This is a genomic window from Caldisericia bacterium (assembly GCA_030018355.1).
Classification (GTDB): domain Bacteria; phylum Caldisericota; class Caldisericia; order B22-G15; family B22-G15; genus JAAYUH01.
Window position 1 is genome coordinate 234,991 of record JASEFN010000004.1, and the last position, 4,890, is coordinate 239,880.

Consider the following 4,890-nt stretch of genomic DNA (forward strand, 5'->3'; position numbering starts at 1 on the left):
TACTCTCCCAAAAAGCATCACCAACTCGTATCTTTTTATCTATAAAATTTTTTACAAATAGATAATTTATTGTTAAAAGACCACCATCATTTATGTCTCTCCAATATGTTGGTCCCCAAGAAATTCTTGTAGCGCCAATATAAACTGATCCACCCTTTAAAAGATATTCATTCGCTAAATTTATTTCACTTTCTGGATATGCAGTTAGACAAGATGAGGCAAAAAATACCCCACCTAAAAAATCATCTGGAATATCTGAAATATTTAAAATTGAGTAAAATTTTGTTTCTTCTTTTGAGAAGAGATAATTTTTATCACTATCTTCCCAAAGATATCCTGCAACTCCATATGGGCTTCCATGTGCATTTAAATTAATGAATCCAAAGATTTTTGATTTTAGTAGTTCAGAAATTTTTCTGTCTTTAAGAGAATAATCTGAAGGATAAAATGATGGAAGAGATCCATCTTTCTCATAAATTCTAATTGGAGTAAATCCATTTTTTATAAGAAAATCTTGAATAATCATCTCCATAAATTCAGAACCATCTTCATTTTCAAGAATTCTGTCATACCAAGTTTCACCTTTAAAAGAAAGATATGCACCAATTAAAAGAGCATAATTTTTTTGATTAAATTTTAACCTTTCAAATTGAACAAGTTTAGAAAAATAGTTATCAAGGGTCTTTATATTGTCAAATGGAACTCTTCCTACATATATATGTGTATCCAATTTTATATCATCATCAGGATATTCTCCAAAAATTCCATCTTTATCTTTATCAAAATCTTCAAATGGATCGACAAAATAAATATCAGATGGTGTCGCTTCAAAATCTGAATCAAATTGATCATGGATGCCACTTCCTCTTGGATATAACCTTTTCATTGGAAAAGATTTATCAGAGCCAATTATTAAAAGATACTTTATATTTAATTTTTCTTTATTTTCTCTCAAATAACCTCTTAAACCTTCAACTTTATCACTCTCTTTTATTGAATTTATGTTTAGACGAATTACATTGAAACCTTCACTTTCTTTTAACTCTTTATACTTTGTAAAAGATTCTGGAAGAGGAGATGCTTCAAAAACAAGAATTGTTTCTTTTGATATTTCAAAAGAGATCCCTTTTGGAGACCAAGGAAGAAAAATAAAAAGAATAACAAAAAAAATTAAATATTTTTTAGAGTTTAAAAAATAACTTTTTTTCATAAACTAAATAAATTATATGAAATTTTACTTTATTTTTCTATTAATTAAGGGACCTTTGGACAGACATTTGAAATTGTAATTACCATTACAATGCTTTTTTCTCTTAATTTTTTATAAGCATCATTTAAAAATTTAAAAAGTTCATCTTCTTCCATCCAAATAATTGTTGCAAATGAATTAACCTCATATTGAATTCCTCTTGAATTTAACTCTTCCCAAAAAATGTTTAATGTTTCAGTAATTGTCTTCTCTTTAAGTGGATAAATGCTTATTTGCGCACCAATCAAATTATACCTCCTATATTTTTTTCTTTATTAATATAATTGAAATTGCACCAAATGATGGAAAAATTTTTGAAAAAATATTCTCCCAAAAAGATGGGAAAAGTGGATTCCATGGAGGAATAAAAGTTTTAGATTCACATCTTAAAATTTTCCAACCTTCTTTAAAAAATTTTTTAAGAGAAGATGGAGAATAAAATCTTGCCTTGTTAAATAAGTTATTTTTATCAAATAAGCCCTCAATTCTTCTTTTTAAAGCCCAAAGAGAGAGTGAATTTAAAGTTATAAGCAAAAATTTTCCATCTTTCTTTAAAATTCTCTTTACTTCATTAAAAAGAGGTTTTGGATCTAACAAAAACTCAATTGATGTCATTGAAAAAACAAAATCAAATGATTCTTTTTCAAAAGGGAGAGGGTAATTGAAGTCATGTTTTATAACTTCAAATCCCCTCTTTTTTGCAATTTTAAGCATCTCTTCTGAAATATCAATTCCAATAACTTTGTATCCTTTTTCTCTTAAAATTTGAGTAAAAAGTCCTGTTCCTATTCCGAGATCAAGTGCAACTTTTCCATTACCCTCTTCAATTAAATTTTCAATTGCTCTTTTTTCACTCTCAAAAATTTTTTTACCAAGTGGTGTCTCAAACCACTTGTCATATAAATTTGCTATATCATCAAAAATTGGTTTTCCATTCATACTCTTTCAACTAAAATTGCTATTCCTTGTCCTCCACCAATACAAAGAGAAGCAATTCCATATTTTCCACCTCTTCTTCTCAATTCATGAAGAAGTTTTACCACAAGAATTGCTCCTGTTGCACCAATTGGGTGTCCTAAAGCTATTGCACCTCCATTTACATTTAATTTTTCGTCAGGAATTTCTAACTCCTTTTTAACTGCTAAAGCAATTGCTGCAAATGCCTCATTTATCTCAAATAAATCAATATCATCTATTTTTAAATTTGCTCTTTCGAGTGCTTTTTTAATTGCATAAACTGGTGCAATTCCAAACATATTTGGATCAACTGCACTTACTCCATAAGAAACTACTCTTCCAAAAGTATCAAAATTGTATTCTTTCACCTTTTCATAATTTGAAAGAATCATACATGCAGCACCAGAATTTAATCCTGGTGCATTTCCTGCTGTAATTGTCCCATCTTTTTTAAAAGCAGGCTTGAGTTTTGAAAGTTTTTCTATTGTTGTATCCTTTCTTACAGATTCATCAAAATCAAAAAGAGTCCCATCTTTTAAAGTAATTCCAACAATTTGATCTTTAAAAAATCCACTCTCTTGTGCTTTTGCTGCCTTCATATGACTCTCATAAGAAAACTTATCTTGCTCTTCTCTTGTTATTCCATATTTTGGAATAAGAAACTCTTCAGTTATTAAACCAGAGTGCTTGTCAGAAAAAGCATCATTCAATCCATCTCTTAACATTGAATCATAAAGAACTCCATCTCCCATTCTATAACCCCATCTTCCATTCATAATAAGATATGGACAGAGATCCATATTTTCCATTCCTCCTGCAATTACAATTTTTGAGTAGTTAACTTCAATTTCCATTACACCAGAAATTATTGCTTGAAGACCTGATCCACAAACTCTATTAACAGTGAATGCTGGAACAGTTTCATCAACTCCACCAAAAATTGCTGCTTGTCTTGCTGGATTCATTTTTTCTCCTGCTTGAACAACATTCCCTAAAATCACATCATCAATATCTTTTGGATTTAAGTTACTTCTCCTCAATATCTCTTTAATAACAAAACCTGCAAGACGAGGAGCCTCAAAATCTTTCAAACTTCCCCCATATTTTCCAATTGGAGTTCTTAAAGGAAAACTGATAAAAACTTCATTCATTTTAAAGTCTTACCTCCTTTATATTAAATTTAATTTTTTTGCTTCAAACATAAGTTTATCCCTAAAATCTGGATGTGCAATATTAATCAAAGAGAGCGCTCTTTCTCTTATACTTTTACCTTTTAATTTAGCAACTCCATATTCAGTTACTATATAATCTGTGTCTTGTCTTGGCACAGTTATATAGCTTCCCTCAGGAAGAACTGGAACTATCGTTGAGACTTCTCCTCCTTTTGCAGTTGATCTTAAAGCAATTATTCCTTTTCCTCCTTTTGACATTTGCGCTCCTCTATGCATATCAAGTTGACCACCAGTGCCAGTATATTGCTTCCATCCAAAAGATTCTGAACAAACTTGACCTGTTAAATCAACCATTAATGATGTGTTTATACTAACCATTTTATTGTTTTGCCTTACTACATAGGGATCATTTACTACTGAACCTCTATGAAGTTCAACAGATAAATTGTTATTTATGAAATCATAAAGTTTTTTTGTACCAAGAGCAAATGCACCAATTGTTTTTCCTTTCCAAAGAGTTTTCTCTCTATTTGTTACAACTCCACTTTCAATTAAATCAACCATTCCATCAGTTATCATTTCAGTGTGAATTCCTAAATTTTTCTTATTCATCAAAAATTTTGTTATTGCATTTGGAATTCCACCAATACCAAGTTGAATTGTTGAACCATCTTCTATTAAATCACTTATGTATTCACCAATTTTTCTTTCAATATCTGTTGGCTCAACGAATGGAAATTCTGGAAGAGTTGTTGTATAGTGAGTAACATAATCAATTTCATCTATAAAAACCGATGTATCTCCAAAGGTCTTTGGTAAATTTTCATTTATTTCTAAAACTTTAATTCTTGCATTTTCAATCATCTCTTTTTCATAAATGAGTGAAAGAGATAATGAGAAGAACCCTTTTTCATCCATTGGAGTTGCAGTTCCAATAAAATAGTCAATTTTTTCATTCGCAATTTTTTCTATTGCTGCTCTATGAAGATTATTTGGGATATATGTTGCTCTTCCTTCATTGTAAACTTTCCTTTCAAAATCAGAAAGATACCAACTCTCAAGAATAAATGGAGCATTCTCTTTTCCTGTATATTTTAAAAATTCATAATCCTTTAAAAGAAGACAGGAGATAATCTTTACATTTTTTACTCTATCTTTTATCTTATGAAGAGAACTTAAAAATCCAAATGGTTGTGATCCTCCAAGAGCAACAACAATTGTTTCATTATCTTTAATTTTATTTAAAAGTTCATCAATTGAAATTAATTTTCTTTTATAATCATCAATTTTATTCATCTTTTTCCTCCATTATAAAATAGTTAACTCCATGCATTATAAAATTTAAAGTTGTTAAAATTGACTCTTTTTTAATTTCTCCATCACTTTTTAAAACAAAATATCTCATTCCAAGAGTGTGTCCAATTCCCATTAAAGAGAGTGATAAAATTTCTGGATTTATTTCTCTAATTTCTCCTCTTTCCATTCCTTCTTTTAATCTTTTTGTGTATGATG

At 29.3% G+C, this 4,890-nt stretch carries 6 protein-coding genes; all 6 read right to left on the reverse strand.

Annotation, left to right across the window (positions count from 1 at the left end; genetic code table 11):
* Positions 1 to 1,210, reverse strand: a 1,210-nt coding sequence (locus tag QMD25_05930) for a C25 family cysteine peptidase (GenBank protein ID MDI6861534.1), incomplete at its 3' end; no start/stop codon positions are given.
* A 44-nt stretch (positions 1,211 to 1,254) separates the two neighbouring features.
* Positions 1,255 to 1,497, reverse strand: a complete 243-nt coding sequence (locus QMD25_05935; GenBank protein MDI6861535.1) for a YkoF family thiamine/hydroxymethylpyrimidine-binding protein — start codon at positions 1,495 to 1,497, stop codon at positions 1,255 to 1,257.
* 10 nt (positions 1,498 to 1,507) lie between these two features.
* Complete coding sequence (locus QMD25_05940) at positions 1,508 to 2,188, reverse strand: methyltransferase domain-containing protein (protein MDI6861536.1); 681 nt, start codon at positions 2,186 to 2,188, stop codon at positions 1,508 to 1,510.
* A complete protein-coding gene (locus QMD25_05945; GenBank protein ID MDI6861537.1) occupies positions 2,185 to 3,357 on the reverse strand; it encodes an acetyl-CoA C-acetyltransferase in 1,173 nt (390 codons plus the stop codon). The genes QMD25_05940 and QMD25_05945 overlap by 4 nt, the downstream gene beginning before the upstream one ends.
* An 18-nt stretch (positions 3,358 to 3,375) precedes the next feature.
* Complete coding sequence (locus QMD25_05950) at positions 3,376 to 4,674, reverse strand: acetyl-CoA hydrolase/transferase C-terminal domain-containing protein (protein MDI6861538.1); 1,299 nt, start codon at positions 4,672 to 4,674, stop codon at positions 3,376 to 3,378.
* A partial coding sequence (locus QMD25_05955; protein ID MDI6861539.1) for a hypothetical protein occupies positions 4,667 to 4,890 on the reverse strand: 224 nt, incomplete at its 5' end. The genes QMD25_05950 and QMD25_05955, both read right to left, overlap by 8 nt.